Origin of the sequence: Streptomyces sp. NBC_00247 (assembly GCF_036188265.1) — a bacterium.
GTDB lineage: Bacteria > Actinomycetota > Actinomycetes > Streptomycetales > Streptomycetaceae > Streptomyces.
The window spans coordinates 5,844,644-5,869,253 of the sequence record NZ_CP108093.1; the positions used below are offsets into that span (position 1 = coordinate 5,844,644).

General features: G+C 71.0%; 18 protein-coding genes. 15 read left to right on the plus strand and 3 right to left on the minus strand.

Translation table 11 applies throughout. The annotated features are described in order from the left end of the window. The first annotated feature begins 126 nt into the window (after positions 1–126). Both OHT52_RS25445 and OHT52_RS25450 read left to right on the plus strand, forming a co-directional pair. Entirely contained in the window at positions 127–1,926 is a 1,800-nt protein-coding gene (locus OHT52_RS25445) for an MFS transporter (RefSeq protein WP_328722509.1), read from the plus strand. A gap of 90 nt (positions 1,927–2,016) precedes the next feature. Further along, positions 2,017–3,234, plus strand: a complete 1,218-nt coding sequence (locus tag OHT52_RS25450; protein ID WP_328722510.1) for an acyl-CoA dehydrogenase family protein — start codon at positions 2,017–2,019, stop codon at positions 3,232–3,234. 52 nt (positions 3,235–3,286) lie between these two features. Here the strand turns inward: OHT52_RS25450 and OHT52_RS25455 are convergent, their stop codons facing one another. After that, the gene (locus OHT52_RS25455) at positions 3,287–3,730 is read right to left on the minus strand and encodes a cell division protein SepF (protein WP_266702820.1); all 444 of its coding nucleotides are present in this window, start codon (positions 3,728–3,730) and stop codon (positions 3,287–3,289) included. Between the two features lie 313 nt (positions 3,731–4,043). Here OHT52_RS25455 and OHT52_RS25460 point away from each other — a divergent pair, with 313 nt between their 5' ends. Then, on the plus strand, positions 4,044–5,234 hold the full coding sequence (locus tag OHT52_RS25460; protein WP_328722511.1) for a DUF5685 family protein: 1,191 nt from the start codon (positions 4,044–4,046) through the stop codon (positions 5,232–5,234). Positions 5,235–5,286: 52 nt separating this feature from the next. Here OHT52_RS25460 and OHT52_RS25465 read toward each other — a convergent pair whose 3' ends face one another. Continuing rightward, positions 5,287–6,219, minus strand: a complete 933-nt coding sequence (locus tag OHT52_RS25465; RefSeq protein WP_328722512.1) for an ABC transporter substrate-binding protein — start codon at positions 6,217–6,219, stop codon at positions 5,287–5,289. 547 nt (positions 6,220–6,766) lie between these two features. On the opposite strand from OHT52_RS25465, the gene OHT52_RS25470 reads away from it, so the two are divergent. The 8 genes from OHT52_RS25470 (at position 6,767) to OHT52_RS25505 (ending at position 15,516) form a co-directional block, all read left to right on the plus strand. Beyond that, entirely contained in the window at positions 6,767–7,663 is an 897-nt protein-coding gene (locus OHT52_RS25470; protein WP_328722513.1) for an amino acid ABC transporter permease, read from the plus strand. Continuing rightward, positions 7,660–9,501, plus strand: a complete 1,842-nt coding sequence (locus tag OHT52_RS25475) for an FAD/NAD(P)-binding protein (protein ID WP_328722514.1) — start codon at positions 7,660–7,662, stop codon at positions 9,499–9,501. The genes OHT52_RS25470 and OHT52_RS25475 overlap by 4 nt, the downstream gene beginning before the upstream one ends. Positions 9,502–9,620: 119 nt before the next feature. Next, the gene (locus OHT52_RS25480) at positions 9,621–10,373 is read left to right on the plus strand and encodes an amino acid ABC transporter ATP-binding protein (protein WP_328723897.1); all 753 of its coding nucleotides are present in this window, start codon (positions 9,621–9,623) and stop codon (positions 10,371–10,373) included. 105 nt (positions 10,374–10,478) lie between these two features. Beyond that, positions 10,479–11,555, plus strand: coding sequence for an LLM class flavin-dependent oxidoreductase (locus OHT52_RS25485; protein WP_328722515.1), 1,077 nt, complete (start codon positions 10,479–10,481; stop codon positions 11,553–11,555). A 14-nt stretch (positions 11,556–11,569) separates the two neighbouring features. Then, a complete protein-coding gene (locus tag OHT52_RS25490; protein ID WP_328723898.1) occupies positions 11,570–12,850 on the plus strand; it encodes an NtaA/DmoA family FMN-dependent monooxygenase in 1,281 nt (426 codons plus the stop codon). Between the two features lie 4 nt (positions 12,851–12,854). After that, on the plus strand, positions 12,855–13,640 hold the full coding sequence (locus tag OHT52_RS25495; protein ID WP_328722516.1) for a DUF1684 domain-containing protein: 786 nt from the start codon (positions 12,855–12,857) through the stop codon (positions 13,638–13,640). 256 nt (positions 13,641–13,896) lie between these two features. Continuing rightward, positions 13,897–14,796, plus strand: coding sequence for a S1 family peptidase (locus tag OHT52_RS25500; protein ID WP_328722517.1), 900 nt, complete (start codon positions 13,897–13,899; stop codon positions 14,794–14,796). A gap of 240 nt (positions 14,797–15,036) precedes the next feature. Next, the gene (locus tag OHT52_RS25505; RefSeq protein ID WP_328722518.1) at positions 15,037–15,516 is read left to right on the plus strand and encodes a hypothetical protein; all 480 of its coding nucleotides are present in this window, start codon (positions 15,037–15,039) and stop codon (positions 15,514–15,516) included. Positions 15,517–15,547: 31 nt separating this feature from the next. On the opposite strand, the gene OHT52_RS25510 is transcribed toward OHT52_RS25505, so the two are convergent. Further along, the gene (locus OHT52_RS25510; RefSeq protein WP_328722519.1) at positions 15,548–16,477 is read right to left on the minus strand and encodes a DUF4231 domain-containing protein; all 930 of its coding nucleotides are present in this window, start codon (positions 16,475–16,477) and stop codon (positions 15,548–15,550) included. 210 nt (positions 16,478–16,687) lie between these two features. Between OHT52_RS25510 and OHT52_RS25515 the strand changes: the two genes are divergently transcribed. From OHT52_RS25515 to fxsT, 4 genes are all read left to right on the plus strand, one after another. Continuing rightward, complete coding sequence (locus tag OHT52_RS25515) at positions 16,688–16,855, plus strand: FXSXX-COOH protein (RefSeq protein WP_328722520.1); 168 nt, start codon at positions 16,688–16,690, stop codon at positions 16,853–16,855. A gap of 85 nt (positions 16,856–16,940) precedes the next feature. Further along, complete coding sequence (gene fxsBH / locus OHT52_RS25520; protein WP_328722521.1) at positions 16,941–19,214, plus strand: radical SAM/SPASM protein FxsBH, inactivated beta-hydroxylase extension form; 2,274 nt, start codon at positions 16,941–16,943, stop codon at positions 19,212–19,214. Positions 19,215–19,370: 156 nt separating this feature from the next. Next, complete coding sequence (locus OHT52_RS25525; RefSeq protein WP_328723899.1) at positions 19,371–20,675, plus strand: TIR-like protein FxsC; 1,305 nt, start codon at positions 19,371–19,373, stop codon at positions 20,673–20,675. Next, positions 20,672–24,604, plus strand: coding sequence for an FxSxx-COOH system tetratricopeptide repeat protein (gene fxsT, locus OHT52_RS25530; RefSeq protein ID WP_328722522.1), 3,933 nt, complete (start codon positions 20,672–20,674; stop codon positions 24,602–24,604). Before OHT52_RS25525 ends, fxsT begins: the two co-directional genes overlap by 4 nt. Positions 24,605–24,610 lie beyond the last annotated feature (6 nt).

Sequence of the window (24,610 nt, forward strand, 5' to 3'; positions counted from 1 at the left end):
CGTGTGACGGCGGAGGTCTCGCGTACGCTGACGGCTCACTCGCCCGTCGATGCCGGGCCCCGGGGGCGCCGCGCACCAATGCCGCTCCGGTCCGCCGAGCGCGAGGGACACATGGGAGGTACGCAGATGCCCGGGAGGAACGCGGCCGAAAGCGCCCCGCGCGCGGCCACCACCCCGAGTTCCGGCTCCGGTACGCGCCCGGAACCCCCCTCCGCGGAGGGTTCCGCCCACGGTCCGGGTCCCGCCTCCGCGGCGGGTCCCGCCTCCGAGAGGGGTTCCGGCAGGAGCCGCTGGGTCGTCCTCGTGGTCCTGTGCCTCAGCCTGCTGCTCGTCGCGCTGGACTCGACCGTGCTGCACGTCGCCGTTCCGGCCGTCACCGAGGACCTGCGGCCCGGGCCGGTCGCCCTGCTGTGGATCGTGGACGCCTACCCGCTGGTCTGCGCCTCGCTGCTGATCCTCTTCGGCACCCTCGGTGACCGGGTCGGCAGACGGCGGGTGCTGCTCTGCGGATACGCGCTCTTCGGCGCCGCCTCCGTACTCGCCGCTTTCGCGGGCAGTCCCGGGACACTCGTCGCGGCCCGGGCCCTGCTGGGGGTCGGCGGCGCGATGATCATGCCGGCCACCCTGTCGATCCTGCGCCAGGTCTTCCCCGACCGCCGGGAGCGTGCCGTCGCCATCGGAGTCTGGACGGCGGTCGCCGCCGTCGGCGCGGCCACCGGACCGGTCATCGGCGGCTTTCTCGTCGAGCACTACTGGTGGGGATCGGTCTTCCTGATCAACGTTCCGCTGATGGCGCTGGTACTCCCGGCCGGGCGCCGGCTGCTGCCCGAGTCGCGAGGCTCGGGCGAAGGCCCGTGGGACGTGCTCGGCGCGCTGATGGCCGCCGTCGGCGTGCTCGGCGCCGTACTGGGCATCAAGCGGATGGGCGCGGGAGAGGGCCTCGTCGATCCGGCCTCGCTCGTCCCGCTGGTGGCCGGCGTGCTCTTCCTCGTCCTGTTCGTCCGCCGTCAGCGGCGGCGCACGCATCCGCTGATCGACATCGGCATGTTCACCCGCCCCGCCTTCTCCACGGCGGTCGGCTGCATCGTCCTCGCCATGCTGGCCCTGGTCGGCCTCGAACTCGTCGCCGTCCAGTACCTCCAGCTCGTCCTGGACCTGAGCCCGCTCCGGACCGGTCTGCGGCTGCTCCCGCTGACCTTCGCGGCGATGGCCGCCGGGGCCACGGGCACGTACACGCTGCGCCGCCTCGGCCCCCGCAGGATGGTCGGGCTCGGCTTCGTGCTGACGGCCGCCTCGGTACTGCTGCTGACCCTGATGGGCGGCCACGACCGCCCGGCCCTGCTGACCGCCGGCTTCGTGACGCTGGGTTACGGCCTGCAGACCACTCTCTTCGGCGCCTACGAGTCGATGCTGAACGACGTCCCCGCGGACCGCGCGGGCGGTGCGGCGGCGATCGGGGAGACCTCGTACCAGCTCGGCGCGGGTCTCGGCATCGCCCTGCTGGGCAGTGTCATGAACGCCGCCTACGCCCCCGGCCTCTCCGCCCTGCACAAGGAGGGCGTACCGGCCGCCGCGGGCAGCGCCGCCTCGCACAGCCTCGGCGAGGCGTACCAGGTGGCGGACCGGCTCGGCGGCCCGGCCGGGGGACTGGTGCGGTCCACCGCGCGGCACGCGTTCGTGCACGGCCTGCACCTCACCCTGCTGGTCAGCGCCGGACTGCTGCTGCTCGGCGCGCTGGCCGCGCTGCGGCTGCCGCGGTCCATGGAGTGCGCGCCGGATCCGTGCGGCACCGGCGTGGAGCCCCGGATCGCCGGCCCCCGCACGGCGGCCCACCAGGAGCGGTCCGGCCTGCCGCCCGGCCGCGAGGTACCCGCGGCGCGACGCCGGCCGGCCGAGGTCTCCGGCTCTGGACGCGCGCCCCGCTGAGCCGTAGCGTCGACCGCGAGCCTGACTACCACTGCTAGTTTCCGGTACCCGGTCCCGGTCCCGGACACCGCGCGACCTGCCGGAGGCACGATGCGGAGCACCGAGCACGACCGTCCGAAGCCGCCCCCCTTCGACCCGGGCGACCCGATCGGCATCGACGACCTCCTCGGCCCCGAGGACCTCGCGATCCGCGCGTCCGTCCGCGCCTGGGCGGCCGACCGGGTTCTGCCGCACATCGCCGAGTGGTACGAGAAGGGCGAACTGCCCGTCATCCGTGAGCTCGCCCGCGAACTGGGTTCGCTCGGGGCGCTGGGGATGTCCCTGAAGGGGTACGGCTGCGCGGGCGCCTCGGCCGTCCAGTACGGCCTCGCCTGCCTGGAGCTGGAAGCCGCCGACTCGGGAATCCGCTCACTCGTCTCCGTACAGGGCTCGCTCGCCATGTACGCGATCCATCGCTACGGCTCCGAGGAGCAGAAGCGGCAGTGGCTGCCCGCCATGGCGGCGGGCGAGGTCATCGGCTGCTTCGGGCTGACCGAGCCCGACCACGGCTCCGACCCCGCCGGGATGCGCACGCACGCGAAGCGCGACGGGGACGACTGGATCCTCACCGGCCGCAAGATGTGGATCACCAACGGCTCGGTCGCCGGGGTCGCCGTCGTCTGGGCGCAGACCGACGAGGGCGACGCGGGACGGGGCGTGAGGGGATTCGTCGTCCCCACGGACAGCCCCGGGTTCTCCGCGCCGGAGATCAGGCACAAGTGGTCGCTGCGCGCCTCCGTCACCAGCGAGCTGGTGCTGGACGGGGTGCGTCTGCCGGCCGACGCGGTGCTGCCGGGCGTGAGCGGGCTGCGCGGCCCGCTCGGCTGCCTGAACCACGCGCGGTACGGGATCGTCTGGGGCGCCATGGGCGCCGCGCGGTCGAGCTTCGAGTCCGCCGTCGACTACGCGCGGACCCGGGAGCAGTTCGGCCGGCCCATCGGAGGCTTCCAGCTCACCCAGGCCAAGCTCGCGGACATGGCGGTGGAGCTCCACAAGGGCATCCTGCTCGCCCACCATCTGGGCCGCCGGATGGACGCGGGCTCGCTCCGCCCGGAACAGGTCAGCTTCGGGAAGCTCAACAACGTGCGGGAGGCGATCGAGATCTGCCGCACCTCGCGCACCGTCCTCGGTGCGAACGGGATCTCGCTGGAGTACCCCGTGATGCGGCATGCGACGAACCTGGAGTCGGTGCTCACGTACGAGGGCACCGTCGAGATGCACCAGCTGGTGCTGGGCAAGGCGCTCACCGGCCTGGACGCCTTCCGGTAGGGCCGACCGCCTTTGCGGGCCGGCGTCCGGAGCGTCGTGGCGAGCGCCCTGCTCAGCTCTGGTTGAAGAAGCCGCCGGTCCGGCGGCCGGAGGCCTCGCCGCTGACCACGTGGGTGTGGGCAGGGGTCAGCAGGAAGACCCGGGTGGCGACCCGGTCGATCGAACCGCGCAGGCCGAAGATCAGCCCGGCGGCGAAGTCCACCACGCGCTTGGCGTCAGCGGGATCCATGGCCGTGAGGTTGAGGATCACCGGGACGCCTTCCCGGAACAGCTCGCCGATGGTGCGCGCGTCCCGGAAGCTGTCCGGGGTCACCGTGGCGATGCGGCGTTCCCGCTCCTCGGCGGCCTCGGAGGCGACCTGCACCCGGGGGTCGGTCACCCATGCCTGGCCGTGCGTCCCCGTCTCGGCGCCTTCGGAGTACTCGTCGTCGTAGTAGCGCTCGTCATTGTCCTCCACGAGGCCCAGCCAAGCGCTCGCCTTGCGTACCGATCCCATGGACGCCTCCTCTCACCGCGGTTCTCTGATGTTCCGCATGTCTTTCGTATCCCTATGGTCGTCCATCATGCGGATAGCGCGCCAAGTGGATAGTCGGCGCGCAGGCGATTCGTGACGGTACTGATGCAGAACATGTGGCGGTTCGTCAGGGTTCCGACCGAATAAGGGGGCTTGTAGGAAGAAAATAGGATGCTCCCGTCCGTACGGGTGACGCAGAGGACGTACGGGTGAACGACCGGATCGGTACGATGACCGACGCGTGGGTGCGCGACGAATCGCGGACCGGTCGTTCAGGTTCTCGGGGGGAACGTTCGTGTTCGGAATCGTCAGGCCGTGTACGCACCGGCTGAGCGAAGGGCTCAAGGCCGAGTGGATGGCCCATCTCTGCGGGCTCTGCCTCGCACTCCGCTCCGATCACGGGCAGTTCGCCCGGATCGTGACGAACTATGACGGCCTGATCGTCTCGGTCCTGACGGAGGCTCAGACCGGCCGCGTCGCGGGCGGAAGACGCACCGCCGGTCCCTGTCCACTGCGCGCCATGCGGACCGCTCCCGTCGCCAGGGGTGAGGGTGCCAGGCTTGCCGCCGCGGTCTCCCTGGTGCTCGCCTCCGCCAAGGTGCGCGACCATGTCGCGGACCGGGACGGGCTGCTGGCGCACCGTCCGGTCGCCGCCGCCGCCCGCCGGGTCGCCGCGGGCTGGGACCGGGCCGGGGCCCGCAGCGGCGCGGCCCTCGGCTTCGACACCTCGGTCCTGGTGGACGCGGTGGACCGGCAGGCCGGGATCGAGGCGCTGGCCGTGACGGGCACCGGGCTGCTCTTCGTCACCGAACCCACCGAGACGGCCACCGCCGCCGCCTTCGCGCACACCGCGGTCCTCGCCGGCCGGCCGGGCAACGCGGCCCCGCTCGCCGAGGCGGGACGGCTCTTCGGCCGGCTGGCGCACCTGCTGGACGCCGTGGAGGACCAGCGGGCCGACGCCGAGGCCGGGGCGTGGAACCCGCTCACCGTCACCGGGACCCCGCTCGCCGAGGCCCGACGGCTCTGCGACGACGCCGTGCGGGGGGTCCGTCTGGCGCTCGCCGACACGGAGTTCAGCGACGGCAAGCTGGTGCACGTGCTGCTGGTGCACGAACTGCGCCGCGCGGTGGACCGGGCCTTCGCGACCGACTCCTGCGCGCACCGGGGGGCGTACGGGCCGCCTCCCGGCAACCCGTACGCCCCCGGTGGTCCGCACGCCCCCGGTGGTCCGGCGGCACCGCCGCCCGAGCCGCCTCCCCGTGACCGGCGCGGGCTCATCGCCGGCTGCCTGGTCTGGGCCGGACTCGCCTGCACCTGCCAGATGTGCTGCGGCACCTACGACGGCCCCTGGTCGCGGCAGCGGCGCGAGGGGCTCTGCAACGACCCCGGGGACTGCTGCGACTGCTGCGACTGCTGCTCGAACTGCTCCGACTCCTGCTCCAACTGCGGCGACGGGTGCTGCTGCGACTGCGGTTGCGACTGCTGAGCCCGCCGGGCGCCGCCGGCGGGCTGCCCCTGTCCGCCGGCGCCGCGCGGTCTCACTTGATCTCGGGCGGCGAGATCTGCGAGGTCTCGATCGCCGACTCGGTGGTGCCCCACTTCTCCAGGATGCGGTCGTAGGTGCCGTCCTTCTTGAGGCTGTTCACCGCTGCCTGGAAGGCGGGGGCCAGCGGGGTGCCCTTCTTGAAGGCGAAGCCGACGTCGAGCCGCTTGAACTCGTTGAGGAAGCGGACGTCCTTCTGCTGGGTCACCGCGTAGCGCAGCCCGTTGATGGTCGACATCACCACGTCGATCCGGCCCTGCTGGAGGCCGATCCAGATCGAGGTCGGATCGGCGAAGGTCTGCACGGTGTAGGGCTTCTCGCCCGCCGCGGAGCACAGCCCCTTGTTCTTCTCCAGCGTCACCTCGAAGGTCGTCCCCGCCCCCGTGGCGACCTTCAGCCCGCACAGCTGGGTGAGGTCGGTGACCTCCTTCAGCTTGCTGTCCTCGCGTACGGCGAAGCCCTGGCCGTCATTGATGTACGTGACGAAGTCGATCGTCGCGCGCCGTTCGTCGGTGACGCCGAAGTTGCCGGTGCCCAGGTCGTACTTGCCGCTGCCGAGCGCGGGCAGGATCGCCTCGAAGGAGGCCACCTCGCGGTGGAGCTTCAGGCCGAGCTTGCGGGCCACCGCGTCGGCGAAGTCGACGTCCGCTCCGGACAGGGTCTTGCCGTCCGCCTCGTAGAACGCTCCCGGCGGTGCGCCCGCGGCGCTGGCGATTCTCAGCGTTCCCGCCGAGCGGACGTCGGCGGGCAGCAGGGCCGCCGCCGCGTCGTCCTTCTTCACAGTGGACACCACGTCGTTCTTCGGGGTGTCCGCGGCGGCGGTGCCGGCCGCCTGCGCCGTGGCGGGGTCGCCCGTCCCGCACCCGGCGAGCGCGAGGGTGGCGGCGGTGATCAGGGCGAAGGCGACGGTGTGCCGGGTACGGGGCATGGTGCGGCTGCTCCAGATTCGTCGGGGCGCGCCGGGACGCGCCGGACGCGCCGAGGCGTGCCGGACGTGCCGGACGTGCTGCTCCAAAGAGGGTGTTGTGGATGTACCGGGGTATGCCGACCGGCCCCGCCGGACACGGCCCTTGGGCAGCGCGGGGCGGAGCGGGAGGTCGTCAGTGGTACGAGGGGAGGGGAGGGTGCTCTCGTGCGGGTGAAGTCACGCGGGGAGGAACGCTCGAAGACGCGCGAAGGCGCGAGCGTGCGAGGAGGAGCAGGGCGTCAGCTCAACAGGAACAGGACCACACACGACCGAAGTCGATGTGGGAGCGGGTGACCAGCCACTGCTGCGAATACATGCGCCCAGTTGAACAGGCATTCGGTGGTGCGTCAACTGCCGCCCGGCCGAGGCCCACAGTGTGGACAGGCTTGACAGGGGAGCGCGTACGCCGCTTATCTCAGGGGAGGACCAGTGCTGAGGGGCCTGGTCCGCCTCGTGCTCGCTGTGAAGCCGCGCCCCGTGTTCGATCCCGCATCCACGGAGCCCCAGCATGTCCGCGCAGACAGAATCCCTCACTTCCGTGTCCCTCTCCTCCGACCCGAAATCCGCGGCGGACCCGCCCCGGTCCGAACGCGCCGGCACGGACGTCGTCCCCCGCATCGTCCCGGTGCGCCGCACGGGCCAGTGGGTGGCCGCCGCGGTCGTCCTCGTCCTGCTCGGCCTCGTCCTCGTCTCCGTGGTCCGCAACGACGCCTTCCAATGGGACGTCGTCGGGCAGTACTTCACCACCGACTCGGTGCTGCGGGGGCTCGGTCTGACCCTCTGGCTGACAGCCGTCGTCATGGTGCTCGGCTTCGCGCTGGGAACCCTGCTCGCCGTCATGCGCCTCTCCGGCAACCGCGTACTGCGGGCGACCAGTTGGGGGTACGTCTGGCTCTTCCGGTCCACCCCGATCCTGGTCCAGCTGCTGTTCTGGTTCAACATCGGCGCCCTCTACCCCGAGATCCTCGGGGTCAACACCGTGAATCTGCTGGGCCCCGTCACCGTCGCCGTCGTCGGACTCACCCTGCACGAAGCCGCGTACGCCGCCGAAGTGGTGCGCGGCGGCATCCTCTCCGTGGAACGCGGGCAGTTGGAAGCCGCGCAGTCCCTGGGCCTGGGCCCCTGGCGCCGGTTCCGCCGGATCGTGCTGCCCCAGGCGATGCGGTCCATCGTGCCGCCGGCCGGGAACATGCTGATCGGCGCGCTCAAGGGCACCTCGATCGTCAGCATCATCGCCGTGCAGGACCTGCTCTACTCCGTGCAGCTCGTGTACCACCGCACCTACCAGATCATCCCGTTGCTGCTGGTCGCCACCATCTGGTACGTCGTCGTCACCTCCCTCCTCAGCATCGGCCAGCACTACGTCGAGCGCTACTACGCACGCGGAACGGCGGACGCCCGATGACTCCCGTACCCACCCTCGTCGTCATCGGCGCCGGACCTCGCGGCACCGGTCTGATCGAGCGCATCGCGGCCAACGCCGCCGAGCTGTACGAGGGCGCGCGGCTGGACATCCACCTCGTGGACCCCCACCCCGCCGGGGGCGGGCGCGTCTGGCGCCACGACCAGTCCCCGCTGCTCTGGATGAACTCCATGGCCCAGGACGTCACCGTCTTCACCGACGAGACGGTGCGCCAGGAGGGCCCGGTCCGGCCGGGGCCCGCGCTGGACGCCTGGGCCGAGGAGGTCAGAGCGGGCCGCATCACCGTCGACGCCGAACCCGCCGTCCTCGCCGAGATCCACGCCCTGACCGGCCAGGACTTCCCCACCCGCCGGCTCCAGAGCGTCTACCTGCGCTGGTTCTACGAGGAGTCCGCCGCCGCCCTGCCCGCCGGGATCACCGTGCACGAGCACCGCACCCGCGCCCTGCGCGTCACCGGCCCCCGCGACGGCCGGCAGCGGGTCTGGCTGGAGGGGCGCGCCGAACCTCTGCTCGCCGACCTCGTCGTCCTCACGGTCGGCCATCTGGATGCAGAACCGGACGACGAGCAGAAGGAGTTGTCCGCCTTCGCGCTGCGCCACCAACTGGTGCACCTGCCACCCGACTTCACCGCCGACACCGACCTCGGCGCACTCCGTCCGGGCGAGCCCGTCCTCGTCCGGGGCTTCGGACTGGCCTTCGTGGACCTGATGGTGCTCCTCACCGAGGGCCGGGGAGGCCGGCACGAGGGCGGCGTCTACCACCCGTCCGGACGTGAACCCGTCCTGTACGTCGGGTCACGGCGCGGAGTCCCGTACCGCTCGAAGATCGGCTACGGCTGGGAGGGGGAGCGCCCGCCCCTTCCGCACCACCTCGGACCCGAACGTGTCAAGGAACTCCTCGCCGCTCCGGGCCCGTTGGACTTCCGGCGTGACGTCTGGCCGCTCATCGCCCGCGAACTCGCCCACGCCCACTACCACCGGCTCTTCACCGCCCACCCCGAGCGCACCACCGTCGGCTGGGAGGAGTTCCAGGAGAGCTACGAAGCCGCCGAGCCGGACAGCGCCGAACTCGCCGCACTGGTGGCCCGGTCCGTACCCGATCCGGCGGACCGGCTCGACCTGGACCTGCTCGACCGGCCCCTGAGCGGCGTCACCCTCTCCGATCCGGAAGCCCTCCAGCGAGCCCTGCGCGACCACATAGCGGCCGACCTGACGCGACGTCATGACAACGCGTACTCGCAGGATCTGGCCGTGTTCTTCGGACTCCTCTCCGTCTACGTCCAGCTGATCGCCCTCGGGGACACCGGCGACAGCTGGCAGGGGTTCTTCAGCTACATCGCGTCCGGCCCGCCCGGCCCCCGGCTCGAACAGCTGCTCGCCCTCTCCCGTGCCGGAGTCGTCCGCTTCCTCGGCGCCGACACGACCGTCGAGACGGACGAGGAGCAGGGCGTCTTCCGGGCGGGCAGTCCCACCGTCCCCGGCGCGCGCACCGAGGCCCGGGCACTCGTCGAGGCACGCCTCCCGTCACCCTCCCTGCGGCACACCAGCAGCCCGCTCCTGCGCGGACTGTACGAGGACGGGGCGGCCGTCACCGAGAACGGTCTCCTCCAGGTCTCCCCGCTCGACGGCGGGATACAGGACCGCGACGGCACCACCCACCCCCGGCGCTTCGCCCTCGGCCCCTTCACCACGGCACGCGCGTCGGGCGCCTTCACCCGGCCGCGCACCGGAGGCCCCGCGTTCGGCCAGAACGACGCCACCGCCCGTACCGCGCTCACCTTCCTGCGCGCCCTCGCCGGGCGCCCCGTATTCGCCAACTGACCCGGGCGGAGACCCTCCCGCACCCCACCGGCCGGACCGTACCCACCCGTACCGCGTCCGCCGCCCCGAACCGCTTGCGAGGAAGTGCCATGCCGCTCACCACCACCGAAGCGCCACCCATGGTCGAGATCCGCGCCCTGCACAAGAGCTTCGGCTCGGCCGAGGTGCTGCGCGGCATCGACCTCACCGTCCGGCCCGGCGAGGTGACCGTCGTCCTCGGCCCCTCCGGCTCCGGCAAATCCACCCTGCTGCGCACCATCAACCACCTGGAGAAGGCCGACCGCGGCTGGATCACCGTGGACGGCGACCTCATCGGCTACCGCAGGGACGGCGACAAGCTGTACGAACTGCGCGAGCGCGAGGTGCTGCGCCGACGCACCCGGATCGGCTTCGTCTTCCAGAGCTTCCACCTCTTCCCCCACCTCACCGTGGTCGAGAACATCATCGAGGCGCCCGTCTCCGCGCTGCGCCGCCCCCGGGACGAGGCGATCGCCACGGCCGAGCGACTGCTGGAGCGGGTGGGCCTCTCCGACAAGGCTGCGGCATACCCCCGGCAGCTCTCCGGTGGGCAGCAACAGCGCGTCGCCATCGCCCGTGCCCTCGCGCTGAAGCCGAAGCTGCTCCTCTTCGACGAGCCGACCTCGGCGCTCGACCCCGAACTCGTCGGCGAGGTCCTCGACGTGATCAAGGATCTGGCCGAGCAGGGCACCACCATGATCGTGGTCACCCACGAGATCGGCTTCGCCCGCGAAGTGGCCGACACCGTCGTCTTCATGGACGAGGGGCGCATCGTCGAGCAGGGGCCGCCCGCCGAGGTGCTCGACCGGCCCGCCCAGGAGCGCACCCGCGCCTTCCTCTCCAAGGTCCTGTAGGAGCGGCGTCGCCGCCACGGGCCGCCCGTTCCCGACCGGCCGGAACACCTCCCTTCGAACCCACCGCCAGTCAACCCCCCATCGACCAGATCCCGGAAGGCTCGCATGACCACCGGCAGACCCCTCCATCTGGCCGCCGAGATCGGTGGCCCGCCCCGATACGAGCCGGACCATTACCTCGGTCTGGCGCGGCTCGCCGAGGGCGGCGCCCTCGACTACGTGACCCTCGGCGACTCCTTCGCCCGGCCCGGACCCGACGCGCTCTCCGTGCTCGCCCGGATCGCGCCCGCCACCGACCGGATCGGACTCGTCCCGACCGTCGACACCACGCACACCGAGCCCTTCCACGTCTCGTCCGCCGTCGCCACCCTGGACTGGGTGAGCCGGGGCCGGGCCGGCTGGAGTGCCGACGTCTCGTCGACGGAGGCCGTGGCCCGGCTCTTCGGCCGGCGACCCGCCCCGCCCGCCGAGGCCCTGTGGCGCGAGGCGGGGGAGGCGGCCGACGCGGGAGCCCGGCTCTGGGACAGCTGGGAGGACGACGCCGAGATCAGGGACACCGCCACCGGCCGGTTCATCGACCGGGACAAGGTGCACCACATCGACTTCGAGGGCGAGGCCTTCTCCGTACGCGGCCCCGCCATCGTGCCGAGGCCCCCGCAGGGACGGCCCGTCACGGTGATCGACGGCACCACCGCCCCCGCCCGGGCGGTCGCGGCCCGCCACGCGGACGTGGTGCACGTCCGGGCCACCACGCCCGAACAGGCGGCCGCCGCCCGCGCGGACGTCCACCGGCTGGCCGCCGCGCACGGCCGCTCCGCGCGCGAGCTCAGAGTGCTGGTCGCGCTCGCGGTCGACCTCGGCGACGCGGAGACCGCACCCGAACCGGGGCTGGAGAGCGGTCCCCCGCTGGCCGGTCACGGGACCTACTTCCGGGGCGGGCCGGTGGACCTCGCCGAACTCATCTCGCAGTGGTACCGGGCGGGCGCGGCGGACGGCTTCCACCTCACCCCCATCACTCCGGCCCGCGACCTCGAAAGGATCGTCAACGGCACCGTGGCCCTCCTCCAGCACCGCAGCCTCTTCCGTACCTTCCACCCCGGCCACACCCTCCGCGAGCACCTCGGCCTCGCCCGCCCCGCCAGCCGCTACGCGCTCGCCCGGACGGCGGGGGAGCGGCGATGACCGAGCACCGGCAGATGCATCTGGCGGCCCACTTCCCGGGCGTCAACAGCACCACGGTCTGGTCGGACCCCCGGTCCGGCAGCCAGATCGACTTCACCTCCTTCGAACATCTGGCCAGGACCGCCGAGCGGGGCAAGTTCGACTTCTTCTTCCTCGCGGAAGGGCTCCGGCTGCGCGAGTACGACGGGCGCGTCCACGACCTCGACGTGGTCGGGCGGCCCGAGTCCCTCACCGTGCTGAACGCGCTCGCGGCCGTCACCGACCGGCTCGGGCTCGCCGCCACGGTCAACGCGACCTTCAACGAGCCGTACGAGCTGGCCCGCCGGTTCGCCACCCTCGACCACCTCAGCGGTGGTCGAGCGGCGTGGAACGTGGTCACCTCCTCGGATGCCTTCACCGGTGAGAACTTTCGCCGCGGCGGCTTTCTCGACCGTGCGGACCGCTACACAAGGGCCGCCGAATTCGTCTCCACCGCACGGGAGTTGTGGGATTCCTGGGCTCCGGACGGGGTGCCCCGCCCGTTCGCGCACCACGGCCGGCACTTCGACGTCTGCGGCGAGTTCACCGTCCCGCGCTCCCCGCAAGGGCATCCGGTCGTCATTCAGGCCGGCGACTCGGACGAGGGCCGGGAGTTCGCGGCCGGTGCCGCCGACGTCGTCTTCACCCGGCACGGCACCCTGGAGGCCGGACGCGCCTTCTGGGCCGACGTCAAGGGGCGCCTCGCGAAGTACGGCCGGGACTCCGACGACCTGAAGATCATGCCCGGCGTCACGGTCGTGGTCGCCGACACCGACGCGGAGGCCCAGCAGGACGCCGCCGAGATCCGCCGCCTCCAGGTCTCCCCGCAGAACGCGATCCTCGCCCTCGAACAGGTATGGGGCCGCGACCTGTCCTCGTACGATCCCGACGGGCCGTTCCCTTCGGTGGACCCGGAGCCGGAATCCGGGTTCGTGCAGGGCCGGGTGCGGGTCGCCGACCCGTTCGCCGTGGCCGCGAAGTGGCGGGCGCTGTCGGAGGAGAAGGGGCTCTCCATCCGGGAGACCGTGATCGAGACCACCACCCGGCAGTCCTTCGTCGGCAGCCCGCAGACCGTGGCCGCCGGACTGACCGCCTTCGTCGACGGGAAGGCGGCGGACGGCTTCATCCTGGTGCCGCACCTCACCCCCGGCGGTCTGGACGCCTTCGTCGACCGGGTCGTCCCCCTCCTCCAGGAGCGCGGAGCGTTCCGCTCCGAGTACACCGGTTCCACCCTGCGGGAACACCTCGGGCTGGCCGAACCCGTATGGAAAGGTTGAGCGCATGAGCACGCACGCACAGCAGGAATGGCGCAGCTGGCACGAGGGGCGCGTCGCGGCGGTGGCGGCGCCCTACGGGCCGCTCTCGCTGGCCGGTACCCACTGGCTCGCCGACTACCCGGAAGGGCGAATTCCGGCCGTCCCGGGAGAGTGGCGCGCGGACGGTGACGACCTCGTCCTGACCGCCGGCGCCGAGGACGGGCTGACCGTCGACGGCAAGCCGCTCACCGGCGACGTCCGCCTCGGCCCCGACCTCGGGCCGGTCGACGACGCCCGGGTGGGCCTCGGCGGACGGCGCTTCGTCGTGCTCCGCCGCGAGGGTCTCTGGGCGGTCCGGGACTTCGATCCGGCGGCGCCGAACCGGCACGCGTTCAGGTCCGTCGAGGCGACGCCGTACGACGAGCGCTGGAGCCTGTCCGGCACCTTCCGCCGGTACGAGGACCGCACCGTCCGGGTGAGGAACGCCGACGGCGTCGAGCGCGGCCTCCCACTCGCGGGTGAGGCGACGTTCGTCGTGGACGGAACCGAGCACGCCCTCCAGGCCGCGGTAGAGCCGGACGGCTCGCTGTGGATCGTCTTCGCCGACGCGACCAGCGGTGACAGCAGCTTCCGGTTCCGCTTCCTGCGGCCCGCCGCCCCCGCCGCGGACGGCTCGGTGACGGTCGACTTCAACCACGCCCTGCTGCCGCCGTGCGCCTTCGCCGATCACTTCATCTGCCCCTTCCCGCCGCCGGGCAACACCCTCCCGATCGCCGTCCCCGCGGGGGAGCGGAAGCGGCTCGACGGCTGAGCCCGCGTCACCCGGCCCCGGCCCCGGCAGCCCGTACGCTGCCGGGGCCGGGGCGTCTCTCCGTTCCGCGCGGCCCGGGGCGGCCGAAAGGCGCCCTTGCGCCGCGCGCGGGCGGTCCCAAATACTCCCAAGCAGCGCTTGTCAGGAACACGGCATCCGCATAGCGAACACCTGCCGGAAGTCCGACGCCTGACCGCGCCTCACGGGTCCGCCACCCCACGGACGGGCCCCTGATTCCCCCTTGGAGGAACGCGAAGTGAGGATCAAGCGCACCACCCCCCTCAGCGCCGTCGCCAGACGCGGCAGGGCCGTCGCCGTCGCGGCGGGCCTGGTCGCCGTAGCGGCGCTCGCCGTCCCCGCGGCCAACGCCGACTCGGCCGGTACGTACAGCACCACCCAGCTCACCGCCGCGAGCGACGCCGTGCTCACCGCAGACGTCCCGGGCACCGCCTGGAGCGTCGACCCCGCCACCAAGCGCCTCGTGGTCACCGTCGACAGCACGGTCACCCAGGCAGAGATCGCGAAGATCAAGGAGACCGCGGGCGACGAGGCCGGCGCCCTGCGCATCGAGCGCACGGCCGGCACCTTCAGCAAGCTGATCTCGGGCGGCGACGCGATCTACGCGAGCAGCTGGCGCTGCTCGCTCGGCTTCAACGTCCGCAGTGGCAGCACCTACTACTTCCTGACCGCCGGGCACTGCACCGACGGCGCGGGCACCTGGTGGTCCAACTCGGCCCACACCACCACGCTCGGCACCACCTCGGGATCCAGCTTCCCGGGCAACGACTACGGCCTGGTGACCTACACCAACAGCAGCGTCACCAAGAGCGGCACCGTGGGCAGCGTGGACATCACCGGCGCGGCGAACGCCACCGTCGGTCAGTCCGTGACCCGCCGCGGCTCCACCACCGGCATCCACAGCGGCACGGTGACCGGCCTCAACGCCACCGTCAACTACGGCAACGGGGAGATCGTCTCGGGTCTGATCCGCACCAACGTGTGCGCCGAGCCCGGCGACTCCGGCGGCCCGCTCTACTCCGGCACCCTGGCCATCGGCCTCACCTCGGGCGGCAGCGGCGACTGCACCTCGGGCGGCACGACCTTCTTCCAGCCCGTCACCGAAGCGCTGAGCGCGTACGGAGTCAGTGTCTTCTGATCCGACGGTCCGCCGGTGCCCGCACGCGCCGGCGGACCCCACGGACCCGGCCCGTGGCGCGTTCCGTGATTCCGCGGACGCGTAGAGCCCCCGTTCGCTTCGAACGGGGGCTCCCGCGCGCCCCCCGCCGTGCGGGATGATGGCCGCACGGTCGGACGCAGAGGAGCGTCGGGGGCGGACGCCAGGTCCGTACGGAGGGGTGCCTCCGGCTCCCGCAGACACCCAGGGGGTTCGAGGCCCGTGCATCGCATCGGAGTGACAGGACACCGTTCCATTCCCCCGGCGGCCTACGCCCAGGTGTACGAGGGCCTGTGCGAGGCGCTGCGGGTGAGCGGGGAGTCACTGGAGGCGCTCTCCAGCCTCGCCGTGGGGGCGGACCAGCTCTTCGCCCAACTGGCCCTCGCGCGCGGCGCGCGGTTGACGGCGGTGATCCCCAGCGACGACTACGAGAAGTGCTTCGAGGAGGAGGAGGACCTCGCGCGCTACCTCATGCTCAAATCCCTCGCCGGGAGGGAGGTCCGGCTCGACCACCCGCACTCCACGGACGAGGCCTACTACGCGGCGGGCACCTGGATCGCCGACCACTGCGACCGGCTCGTCGCCGTCTGGGACGGCCTCCCGGCCCGAGGGCTCGGCGGCACCGGCGACATCGTCACCTACGCGCGCGCCCTGGGCCGCCCGGTCACGGTGATCTGGCGCGAAGGCGTGCGCCGCGACTGAGGGACGCGCACCCACGGTAGGTGATGGGCCCTCAGCCGCGGTGGCGCGCCAGCCAGTCCGTGTGCTCGGGGGAGACGATGCGCTCGGTCTCGAAGACCGCGACCGGCCACTGCCGTTCGGTGAGCGAGGTCTCCATCGCCGCCTGCATCGACTCCAGATCCTTCTCGACCACGGAGTGGGCCGAGATCAGCGGGTGGTGGCGGCGCGTCTCGTTCCAGGCCAGGCACCCCGCCGCGGCGGCGGACAGCACCCCGGTCAGCCCGAAGGACCGTCCCGTCCCGAAGGTCTGCAACAGGCAGAGGGCCAGCGCCGGCACCGTCAGCGCCGCCACCGTGCCCGACCAGACCAGCGCACCCCGTCGGGAGACCAACTGCCTTCTCCGGTACCAGCGTCGCTGTTCGATGAGCCGGTCCCGGATGTACGTCTCCTTGCGTACCGTGTACGCCCTGTCCCGCAACTGCCGCATGGAGTCGGTGATGAGGCCGCCGTCCGGACCGTCGAGGCCGTCGCGGGGATCGTCCCATCCGGCCTTCCGCAGTTCCTGGAGACCCTCTTCCAGCCTGCTGGCGAAGACCGCCTCGGGGTGCTGCGTCGTGGTGTCGAACGGTGAGCCGTGCACGGCGTAGCGCCAGCAGTTCGACTTGATGAACTCCGCTGCGGAGCGGTTGAGTTGCCAATGCGACTTTGCTTTGCGGTGCGAGGCGAGGAAGGTGATGACCAGAACACTGGCGTAGGCCAATGCCCCGAGTAAGTCCAGTAGTTGGAGCGAGTCCCCGACCTCCACGCTCCACGGCAGGGCGGCCGGCACCGCCCCGAGGACGAGGAGGGCCAGCTGCGCGCGGTTCGTGCGGGTCGTCTCCCGCTGCCGGGCGACCGCGACGGCGTCGGTGCGGTGGAAGAGTTCGGGCAGGTCGGCATTCCTGAAGACCATGCTCCGCAGGGGTTCAGGAATCGCCGTCATGTCCGCTCCTTGATCAAAACAGGGGGAGTCCTGCTGATGGAATGGCCTGTTCCGCCCATTCGGGTAACTTCCGCGCTCCGATGGGGGTACACATGTCTGTGAAGATGTGCTCGTCGAGAATCTGAGAGTAAAGTCGTGACGCCGGACACTGCAATGGTGCAGCTGGCCGGTGCTGTTTCCATGTCCGGAACGAGCCACTCAAGGACGGCCGTGAAGACCTACGCATTCCCCTCCTCCTTCGCCACCGCGAAGACCAGCCGTGTGCCGCTCTCCAAGATCGAGATCGCCGGTGGCGACGCCGCCGAGAAGCTCGGGCGGATCGTCACGGTTTCCGGCGGTCGCCCGAACAAGGCGTCGACGTTCAACTCTTCGCTCTGATCCGGAGTTCGCCCGGGGACGTGTCGTGACAGATCGTCACTCACGTACGGCCGACGCACCTGGTGCCGATGGCTAGAATGACGGAATGACAGGACCCCCGGTCCCATTCCGTGAAATCGTTCTGAAGGTTCACAGCAGGTGCGATCTTGCCTGTGATCATTGCTATGTCTATGAACATGCTGACCAGAGTTGGCGAACCCGCCCCAAAACAATCTCTGACCAGGTGATTCAGCGGACGGCTCAGCGGTTGGCTGAGCACGCCAGGACACATGCACTGCCCTCCGTGTCAGTGATCCTGCACGGAGGGGAGCCGCTACTCGCGGGCCCCGCGCGCTTGCGCCGCGTCTGCGAGGAGTTCGGCTCCGCGCTCGCGGGCGTCGCCGAACTGGATCTCCGTATCCACACCAATGGCCTTCAGCTCAGTCCGCGGTATCTGGATCTCTTCGACGAGTTCGACGTCAAGGTGGGCATCTCCCTCGACGGCGACCAGGCGGCCAACGACCGGCACCGTCGTTTCGCGGACGGTCGCAGCAGTCACCCGCTCGTGCTCAAGGCTGTGGAGCTGCTCCGGCAGGACCGCTATCGCCACCTGAATCTGGGCCTCCTCTGCACGATCGACATCGCCAACGACCCGCACGCGGTGCTCGACGCCCTGACCGAACTCGAACCCCCGCTCATCGACTTCCTCCTTCCGCACGCCACCTGGGACGATCCGCCGCCGCGCCCCGACGGGTCACCCACCGCCTACGCCGACTGGCTTCTCGCGATCTTCGATCGCTGGCAGGAGCAGGGGCGTCCGGTGCCGGTCCGGCTGTTCTCCTCCGTGGTGTCCACCCTGGGCGGCGGACCGAGTCTCACGGAATCGCTCGGGCTCGCCCCCACGGACCTGGTCGTCGTGGAAACGGACGGGCAACTCGAACAGGTGGATTCGCTCAAGAGCGCGTACGAGGGAGCCGCCGCGACCGGCTTCGACGTCTTCACGCACTCCTTCGACCAGGTGGCGGCCCACCCGGGAGTGCGGGCTCGCCAGCTCGGCCTGACGGGCGTCAGCGAGGACTGCCGCAGTTGCCCCGTCGTACGTTCGTGCGGGGGAGGGCTCTACACCCACCGCTATCGCTCCTCCAACGAGTTCGACAACCCGTCCGTGTACTGCGCGGATCTCGAAGCCCTGGTGCGCGGGATCGAGGAGCGCACGGCGTCGGCCCTCGTCTCTCCCGCACTGTCCGGCCCGGCCGGGGCGGCCGCCGAGCAGCACGAACTCACGCGCACGCTGCTGGCCGGCCTCCACGCCCTGCTCGGTGGCCTCGCGGGCGAGCCGTGGCTGCGGGCGTGGGAACGGGCGGGCGCCTTGGAGGCGTCGGACGTCGGGGTCGCGGGTCTCGACCACGTACTCGCCCACCCGTACGCGCGTTCCTGGCTCCAGGGGACCGTGGAAGGCCTCCGCACCGACGAGGACCGGGCCGTCGCGGACGCATCGGTACTCACCTCGTACGTGGCTGCGGCGACAGTGCTGGCCGGTCTGACGGACCCGGTGCCGGTGAGCTACCGACGAGGCGAACTCTTCCTTCCCACGCTCGGAGAACTGACGCTCGGAGACGCGGACGACCACGGGACGGTCCTCGTCCGGGGCGAGGACGGCGGATTCGTGGTGGAACGCGAGAGCGGTGAGGAGCTGCGCGTCGGTCCCGGGAAGCCGGACGGTGGTGACTGGCGTCCGGTCCGCCGGCTCGCGGTGACCGGACGGTCCGGCTGGGCCGTCGACGATCTCGACCCGTACCGGGACTGCCACGCGGCGCCGGCGGCGCCCCGTCTGGAACCCGAGGCCTTCCAGGCCTTCGGCGAGGCCGTCCTCCGTGCCTGGGCCCGGATCGAGGCGGTGGCCCCGGCGGTGGCCGAGGCCATGGCGGAGGCGGTGACCACCATCACCCCGCTGATCCTCGGCGGTCGGGCCGAGGGGCCACGCGGCCATGGGGCTCTCGGAGTCCGGGTGGATGCCGAGGGCGACGAACTGGCGGTCGAAATGGTGCGCGCCCACCGCAGAAGTGAACTGCGGGGTCTGTGCGACGTCACGGACCTGTACGCGGCGGACGGGGACTGGGAGTATCTGTCGCCCTGGGACGGGACGGCCGTTCCGTTCTCCCGTCTGCTGGCCGAGACCCATGAACGCGTGGGTGTCGGGCTGTTCGACCCGGAATTCCCGGCGGGCGTACAGGAGGCGCTCGATCTGCTCGAAGGGGCCCCCGAACCTACCGTTCACGGAAAACGACTGTTGGACGTGCTCCGAAAGGAGCTCAGCGGTACACAGGGGACAAGCGGGAACAACCGTCCCAGGACAATCTTCGATCAAGAAGGTAAGTGATCGGTCCTCCTGGGGAGATGACTGAAAAGGGGCGATGAATGACCGAAGATCAGAGGAGCGAAGTGCGGTCCGCTCCGGAATGATGAATTCGCTCGCATTCACTCCGTAGCATCGGATGTGGGTGCTCACACAGGACGGGGGTCGTGTGCACGCATGATGCAACAGCGAGCGTCGGACCATCGGCCGTACTTCTTCCTCAGTTACGCGCACACACCGGGGTACGGCGGTGGAACGGACCCCGATATGTGGGTCGAACGCCTTTTCCAAGATCTCTGCGGCCATGTGATGGCCATGACCGATCTTCCCGCGGGTACGCCCGCGGGCTTCATGGACCGGGAAATACGATCCGGCGAGGGCTGGTCGGAACGGCTCGGCTCGGTGCTCGCCACCTGCCGGGTCTTCGTTCCGCTGTTCTCGCCGCGCTACTTCGCCAGTGAGATGTGCGGCAAGGAGTGGTACGCCTTCGAACAGCGCGCGATCCACCATCGGGCCCGCTCCAACCAGTCGGCCGAGGCCATCGTCCCCGCGCTCTGGGTACCGGTGCCGCCCAGTCAGTTACCGGGCTCCGCCGAGCGGATCCAGTTCAACCACCGGGACTTCGGAGAACGCTACGTCAGCGACGGGCTCTACGGGCTGATCAAGCTCAGGCTCTTCGCCCAGGAGTACGAACGAGCCGTCTACGAGCTGGCCAAGCGCATCGTCACCGTCGCCGACACCGTGCGGATCGACACCGGGAGACCCGTCGACTACCGCCTCGCCCCCAGCGCCTTCGGCTCCCGCAGCAGCGGGGCGGGAGCACCGAAGCCGATGCGGATCACCATCGCCGCACCCACTCGCCACGATCTGCCGCCCGGGCGGGACACGGCCTACTACGGCGACAACCCGCAGGACTGGAACCCCTACCACCCGGCCGCCGCGCGCCCGCTGGCGTACGTCACCGAAGAGCTCGTCCGCTCGCTCAACTACCAAGCGGTGATCGGCTCGTTCGACGAGGACACCGGCCAGTTGGAGGACAAGCGGGCGCCCACCACACCGGAAATACTCATACTCGACCGTTGGGCGCTCCAGGACGAGGACCGCCGCCGCAGGCTCGCCGCGTTCGACGCCGAGAACAGACCCTGGGTGATCCTGGTGGTGCCATGGAACCGGGACGACCCGCAGAGCCCGGACGCGGAGGCGGAACTCACGGCGATCCTCGAACGGACCCTGCCCGTCAAGATGAGCCAGGGACGCGCCTTCTGCCGCGTCGCGGCCAAAGGAGTGCCCAGCATGGAGGCGTTCGGCCAGATCCTGCCCCAGGTCGTCGAAGTCGCCGCGCAGCAGTATCTGCGCAACGCGACCGTCTATCCGCCCGGCAGCGGCGGCGGGCACAGCGAACGCACCCGACTGACGGGCCCCATGGGCAACACGCAGTTCATACCCGACACGCTCCACCCTGGGACGCAAGCGGAGGACGTATGACAGCCGGTCGTGACGGGCGGATCGTCACTTTCTACTCGTACAAGGGAGGCACGGGGCGCACCATGGCCCTGGCCAACACCGCCTGGATCCTGGCCGCCAACGGCAAGCGGGTACTGGCCGTCGACTGGGACCTGGAGGCACCGGGCCTGCACCGGTTCTTCCACCCCTTCCTCGACCCCTCCACGCTCGGCGCCACCACGGGCGTCATCGACCTCATCACCGACTACGCCTGGGCCGCCACCAGCCCCGCACAGCGTCCCGACGACTGGCACCGCGACTACGCGCGCATCCAGCAGCACGCCGTCTCCCTGACACCGGAGGCGCTCGGCTGGGAGTTCCCCAGGGGAGGCACCCTCGACTTCGTCTCGGCCGGGCGCCAGAACCGTGAGTACTCCGCGGCCGTCTCCACGTTCGACTGGGACAACTTCTACGACCGGCTCGGCGGCGGGAACTTCTTCGACGCCCTGCGCGACGACATGAAGGCCAACTACGACTACGTCCTCATCGACAGCCGTACCGGTCTCAGCGACATCGCCGACATCTGCACCGTCCACCTCCCCGACGTACTGGTGGACTGCTTCACCCTCAGCGACCAGTCCATCGACGGAGCCGCCTCCGTGGCGCGCCAGATGGCCGAGCGCTACACCGGGCGTCCGATCGCCATCTACCCCGTTCCGATGCGCATCGACGAGGGCGAGAAGGAGAAGGCCGACGCCGGACGGGCCCTCGCCCGCTTCAAGTTCGACCGGCTGCCGCGCGACCTGTCCGGCGACGAACTCACCGCCTACTGGGGTGCGGTGGAGATCCCGTACCGCCCCTACTACGCGTACGAGGAGACGCTCGCGACCTTCGGCGACGAAGCCGGACTCTCCAACTCGCTGCTCTCCGCGTTCGAACGGCTCGTGTCGGTCATCACCGACCAGGAGGTCACCGCCATGCCGGCGGTCGCGGAGGACGTCCGGCTGCGCATCCGCGATGCCTTCACCCGGCGCAGGCCCGCCCTCCCCGCCGACATCTTCCTCAACTACGTCGCGGAGAACCGGATGTGGGCGGACTGGATCGAATCAGTCCTGACCCGGGCCGGTTTCCGGGTCGTGCCGCGCGACGTCTCCACCGAGCGGGAGGACCGGGAACCGCCCACCACCGCGCCGGACACCGCCGCCCGCACCGTCGTGCTGCTCTCCAGCGCCTATCTCAAGTCCCAGCGCGCCACCGAACTGTGGCAGCGGGCAGCCGCCGAGGACCAGGGAGGCGGCCGACGCCAGATCCTGTTCCGCGTCGGAGACGTCCGGCTCACCTCCTCCTACATCGACCGCAACCCGGTCGACCTCTTCCGGCTCGACGAAACCCATGCCATGGCCGCCCTGCTCCGCGCACTGGACCGCCCGACCCAACTGGTCGACGGGGCGGCACCGGGGCCCAGGTTCCCCGGCACGGTCCCGAAGATCTGGAACGCCCCGCCGCGCAACCCCGGATTCACCGGCCGCTCCCTGGTACTGGAACGCATGCGCGACCAGCTCGGCGGCGGCATGGCGGTGGTGCTGCCCCAGCCACAGACCCTGTACGGCCTCGGCGGCGTCGGCAAGACACAGGTGGCGCTGGAGTACGTGCACCGCTTCATGGCCGACTACGACCTGGTGTGGTGGATCGCCTCCGAACAGACCGACGACGTGGTCGCCGGACTCGCGGAACTCGCCTCCCGGCTGGGAGCGCAGGGCGGCGACGACATGGCGGCGGCCTCCAAGGAAGCGGTCGACCTGCTGCGCCGGGGAGTGCCCTCCGACCGGTGGCTGCTGGTCTTCGACAACGCGGACGACCCCGAGCGGATCAGGCGTTACTTCCCGCAGGGCGGCTCCGGCCACATCCTGGTGACGTCCCGGAACCAGGCCTGGTCGCAGCACGGCGACGCGCTGCCCGTCGACGTCTTCCTGCGCGAGGAGTCCGTCGAACACCTCCGCCGCCGAGCCCCCGGTCTCAGCCAGGAGGACGCCGCGCGGGTGGCCACGGCCGTCGGTGACCTGCCGCTCGCCGTCGAACAGGCCGCCGCCTGGATCGCGGAGACGGCGACCCCCGTCGACACCTATCTCGACCAGCTCGCGGAGCAGGCCGCCCAGGTACTCTCCCTCAACCAGCCCGCCGGCTACCCGGAACCCGTGGCAGCCACCTGGAACGTCTCCATCGAGCGGCTCAAGGAACGGTCGCCGGCGGCGGTGCGGCTGCTCCAGCTCTGCGCCTTCTTCGCGCCCGAGCCGATCAACGCGAACCTCCTGTACAGCAAGGAGATGATCGAGGCGCTGAAGCCGTACGACTCCTCCCTCCAGGAGAAGCTCGTCCTCGGAAGGGTCATCCGGGAGATCGGCCGTTTCGCGCTCGCCAAGGTCGACCAGGTCTCCAACTCGATCCAGGTGCACCGGCTGGTGCAGGCCGTCATCAAGGCCCAGCTCAGCGAGGAGGAGCAGCGGGAGGCCCGGCACGTGGTCCACCGCGTCCTGGCGGGGGCCCGGCCGGACGACGACGAGCCGATCGACAACCCGGAGAACTGGGCGCGGTTCGCCACCATCTGGCCGCACCTGGGACCGTCCGGGGCCCGCCACTGCGGGGAGCCGGAGACCCGCAGGCTGCTGATCGACCGCGTCCGCTACCTCTGGAAGCGCGGCGACGTCCGCACGGCGGGTGCGCTGGGCGCCGAACTCCGGGCCACCTGGGCGGAGATGCTGGGGAAGGAGGACATCCAGTACCTCTATCTCTGCTTCCACATCTCCAACATCTTCCGCTCGCGCGGGCGTTACGTGGAGGCCAAGGAGCTCGACGAGATCACCCTCCAGCGGCAGCGCGACATCCTGGGTGCCGAGCACCCGCACACCTACATGACCACGAGCAGTCTGGCGACCGACCTCGGCATGCTGGGGGAGTACGGCCGGGCGATCGAGCTGGCCACCGAGGCCCGGGAGGGCTTCGGCGAGATATTCCACGAGGGCCATCCGAGGACGCTCGCGGCGGCGAACAACCTGGCGCTCAACCTGCGCCTGGTCGGGCAGTACTCCCGGGCGAGGGAGATCGACCAGGAGGTGTACGACCGGCGCAGCGAGGTGCTCGGGGCGGAGCATCCGTACAGTCTGTCCTCCGCCGTGAGCCTTGCTCGCGACCTGCGGGACGTCGGCCGGTACGAGGACTCGGTGGCGCTGCTCAGCCGCACGTACGACAGCTACAAGAGGACTCTCGGGCCCTCCTTCCCCGGCACGCTCTCCGCCGCCAAGGCGCTCGCGGTGGCACTGCGCCGGGCGGGGCAGCTGGAGGACGCCCGCAGACTGACACTGGCCACCCGTGCCAGGTACCGGGCGAAGTACACCTCCGTCAACCCGGAGTCGCTGGCCTGCGACCTGAACCTGGCGGCCGACTTCTACGCGATCGGCGAATCGACCCAGGCGAGGGACACGGCGAAAGAGGTGGTCGACCAGTACCTGCTGGTGCCGGGCGAGAGGCACCCGTACACCCTGGCCGCGCAGAACAACCTGGCCGTCTACCTGCTCGGCTCGGGGGAGGCGGAGGAGGCGGCCAGGACGTCCCGGCGGGTCGTCGACCTGATGCGGGAGCTGTTCGGCAGGGAGCACCCGCACACGCTCTTCTGCGTGATGAATCTGGCGAACGCGACCGCGGCGCTGGGGGACGAGGAGCTCGTACTGGAGACGGAGCAGTTCCTCGCCGGGCAGCTCGCGGAGGCTCTCGGGGCTCAGCATCCGGAGGCGCTGGCCATGGTGGGGAACATGGCGGTCACGCTGGAAGACCTCGGCCGCGGGGACGAGGCCCAGAAGGTGCGGACGAGGATCGTCACCGAGCTGGCCCGCCAGCTCGGTGACGATCATCCGATGACGCGGATCGCGCGGGACGGGAGAAGGTTCGAGCGGGAGCTGGAGCCGATCCAGGTCTGAGCGCAC